The 3,892-nt window shown below is 58.6% G+C and carries 2 pseudogenes and 1 CRISPR repeat array; both pseudogenes read left to right on the top strand.

Annotated elements, in window-relative coordinates:
- Positions 1–305 (top strand): annotated as a pseudogene (locus tag NW835_RS04580) ((2Fe-2S)-binding protein); the annotation flags it as partial.
- Positions 306–353: 48 nt separating this feature from the next.
- A pseudogene (locus tag NW835_RS04575) lies at positions 354–1,559 on the top strand (FGGY-family carbohydrate kinase); the annotation flags it as partial.
- 138 nt (positions 1,560–1,697) lie between these two features.
- Positions 1,698–3,853: a CRISPR direct-repeat array (repeat unit 36 nt; unit sequence GTTTCCAATTTCTAGGGATCCCCCCGAAGGGGGAAC).
- Between the last annotated feature and the right edge of the window lie 39 nt (positions 3,854–3,892).

The raw sequence follows: 3,892 nt of genomic DNA, 5'->3' as shown, positions 1-3,892 counted from the left end.
CCCCGCGGGAGCAGCGTACCCTGGAGGTGATCCCCAGCCGTCAGCCCAATTCCCGCCTAGCCTGCCAGGCGCGAGTTCTGGGGGAAGGGGTGGTGGTGGAATTGCCGGTGGGGATGTACATCAATGCCTTTAAGGACATCGAGGTGTTGATTGGGCGGCGGGCGGAGCAGCCCCTTTTGCACCCGATAACTGGCGCCGTTTTGGTGCAGGCGGGCAAGCTGATTACGCGCTCGGTGCTGGAGTCGGTTAAGGATCTAGACTTGAATATCCAAGAGGCTTTGGCCCGCAGCAGCCGAGATTTTTAGGGTTTTACCGCGTTTAAGGCCAGCTTAGCCAATTTTGAGGAAGGCTCTATGGCCCCTGTGTTTCTTGGGATCGACCTGGGCACTTCGGGGATGCGGGTGGTAGCTCTCTCGGAAGCAGGGGAGATAGTGGGCAAAAGCGAGCGCTCCTGGGATCCCCCAGAAACCAATCCAGGCCGCTGGCTGCGCACCCTGAAGGCGCTGCTGGGCCACCTCAAAGCTCAACTGGGGGATCGCTACGCCATTGTTGCCCTCAGTGCCTGCAGCACCTCGGGTACAGTGCTGCCGGTGGACGGACGGGGCATGCCGCTGGATCAGGCGTGGCTGTATTCCGACCGGCGGGGCCAGGCCCAGGCTCAGCGCTTGGGGATCCCTGCCAGCTGGGGGCTTAGCCGCTGGCTGTGGTGGGCAGAAGCCCATCCCGACCAATACCGAGAAAGCTACCTGGCCCATCCGGCGGACTTTCTCCTAAGCCAACTGGGGGGCCGCCAGCGGGTAACTGATCACACCCATGCCCTGAAAAGTGGCTTTGACCTAGAAACCTACACCTGGCCGCGGGAGTGGCTCTCCCAACAGGGCCTTGATCCCAAGCGCTTTCCTGAGGTGGTGGCGCCAGGAACAGTTCTGGGAACGGTGCGGCCTGAGTGGGAGCTGGGGCCAGAGGTGCTGATTGCTGCCGGGATCACCGATGGCTGTGCTGGGCAATTGGCTGCAGGGGCTACTCGCTTGGGGCAGGTTTCCACCAGCCTGGGCACAACTCTTATCTTCAAGGCCAACAGCTCTGACCCTGTGCAGAAGCCGAGTATCTATTCTCATCTGCACCCCGACCGAACCGGTTGGTGGCCGGGGGCAGCCTCCTTCTGCGGCGGCGGCGTCCTGCCCCACTTCTTTCCCGGCGGCGACTTTGCTGCCTTGGATCAGCAGGCGGAGGTCCATCTGCCCACGGGCCTAGTCAGCTATCCTCTCTGCCGGCCCGGCGAGCGTTTTCCCATCCTGGATAGCGAATTTGCCGGCTTCTTGCCCCAGGCGGAAGTGGGATCCCTTCGCTTTTATGCAGCTCTTTTGGAAGGGGTAGCAATGGTGGAGCGGCTAGGGCTGGAGACCTTGATTGCCCACGGGATCCCGGTGCAAGAGCCGCTGTTAACCACTGGCGGCGGCTGCAAAAGCCCCCTCTGGCTGCGCCTGCGCGCCAGCATCCTCGCCCGCCCCCTGGCAGTGGTCAGGCACCCGGAGCCGGCGGTAGGGGCAGCCATCCTGGCCGCCTCAGCCTATTGGTGCTGTTTGGTGCAGCAGGCTGCCGATCGCTTGGTACAGGTGGAACGCCTCATCCAGCCGGATTCCGAGTGGGTCAAGGCTTATGCCGAGATCTACTCGGAGTTCCGTAGCCGCCTTTTCTTTTCCAATTTCTAGGCATCCCCCCGAAGGGGGAACAAGAGAGCCTCTAGCCGCCGCTAGGGGCTTTCTTTCTGTTTCCAATTTCTAGGGATCCCCCCGAAGGGGGAACATTCGTGTTTCGTTAAAAGAGCCCTCTGAAGAGGCAAGTTTCCAATTTCTAGGGATCCCCCCGAAGGGGGAACTTACACCCCAACGGGGTGTTGGGTCGTGGAATCAGAAGTGTTTCCAATTTCTAGGGATCCCCCCGAAGGGGGAACCTCAAACTTCCGCTCGCCCAGCGGAGACCAAGCCGGTGCGTTTCCAATTTCTAGGGATCCCCCCGAAGGGGGAACGAAGAGCCTGACGCCATCGAAACCGACTGGGCGCCTGAGTTTCCAATTTCTAGGGATCCCCCCGAAGGGGGAACAGCCGCCGCCAAAAGGCTAGCAGTAATTGCGTCTAACGTTTCCAATTTCTAGGGATCCCCCCGAAGGGGAACCACACATCGCCGAGTTCTACAAGGACCAGCGCCAATACCGCCATTTACGTTTCCAATTTCTAGGGATCCCCCCGAAGGGGAACCGTTTACTTACTATGTGGCCCCGGGAGAGATAGAGGGGCTCGAGTTTCCAATTTCTAGGGATCCCCCCGAAGGGGGAACAGTCGACGATGTCTTCGACCAGTTCCTTTTGCACTGGGACGGTTTCCAATTTCTAGGGATCCCCCCGAAGGGGGAACTTGCTATCGGCCCAGCGCGGGTGTTGCGCCAGGGTCTCTCGTTTCCAATTTCTAGGGATCCCCCCGAAGGGGGAACCAGCAGGTTCGCAACTTGTACGACCTGGTGTGTTACTCGTTTCCAATTTCTAGGGATCCCCCCGAAGGGGGAACGAAATTTGAGGTCTTCCTGCCCCCCTCGGGGATTACCTCGTTTCCAATTTCTAGGGATCCCCCCGAAGGGGGAACAAGACACCGATTTCGACAGCCTGTACACTCTGTGGTGTTTCCAATTTCTAGGGATCCCCCCGAAGGGGGAACGCTCCAGAGCTCGGAGACTTCGGTCCTGGGTATATGAATGTGTTTCCAATTTCTAGGGATCCCCCCGAAGGGGGAACTTTCAATCAAGAACCTTCTTGAACAGCTAATTGCGAAGTTTCCAATTTCTAGGGATCCCCCCGAAGGGGGAACGTTCTTCCAAGTCGGCCCGCAGGGCGGCGCGGGTCTTACCAGTTTCCAATTTCTAGGGATCCCCCCGAAGGGGGAACTGGAGTTCCTACTGGGCTCCACATTGCGGCGACTTGTTTCCAATTTCTAGGGATCCCCCCGAAGGGGGAACGTAGTACCTCGCTCCTAACGAAGGTCTTCTTTTTCTAAAAGTTTCCAATTTCTAGGGATCCCCCCGAAGGGGGAACACTCGCCTCAGTGGCAGATGGGGTTGGGAGCAGGTCTTGGTTTCCAATTTCTAGGGATCCCCCCGAAGGGGGAACCTGATCAAGTAGGGTCTCGGTCGAGGAGGTTATAATTATACGTTTCCAATTTCTAGGGATCCCCCCGAAGGGGGAACGGGCCGCCGTCATCGGACTCCTGGTGGATCTTCAGAATTCCTATGTTTCCAATTTCTAGGGATCCCCCCGAAGGGGGAACACCAACTGCCGGTACACACTGGTCTCCCAGTGGGGCTCGCTGGGATCGTTTCCAATTTCTAGGGATCCCCCCGAAGGGGGAACCTGGCGGCTGCCCTTGCGAAGAAGGTGGGGCTGCCTTAGTTTCCAATTTCTAGGGATCCCCCCGAAGGGGGAACAGCCATAACCTTAGTTTAATACATATGAGTTATGATTCGCAGTTTCCAATTTCTAGGGATCCCCCCGAAGGGGGAACCCAAAAGCTATCCTGCCGCAGCTCGTCCAAAAGACGCTCAGTGTTTCCAATTTCTAGGGATCCCCCCGAAGGGGGAACGTCCGTAGCAGACGAGGGCGGTAAGGTATGTGTGGAGTTGATGTTTCCAATTTCTAGGGATCCCCCCGAAGGGGGAACATGAACCGGCGCTCGACGTGGTACGTCCCCTGCTGTTTCCAATTTCTAGGGATCCCCCCGAAGGGGGAACCCCAGCGCCGCCGCCCGATGGCGACGTAGAACCGTGTCCAGTTTCCAATTTCTAGGGATCCCCCCGAAGGGGGAACGGGTGGGCGATTAAACTCGCGAAGGATGACTGGGAAGTG

The organism is Synechococcus sp. OH2 (assembly GCF_047462155.1).
Taxonomy (GTDB): domain Bacteria; phylum Cyanobacteriota; class Cyanobacteriia; order Thermostichales; family Thermostichaceae; genus Thermostichus.
Note: the sequence above shows the minus strand (reverse complement) of the source record. Positions and strands in the feature narration are given on the sequence as shown.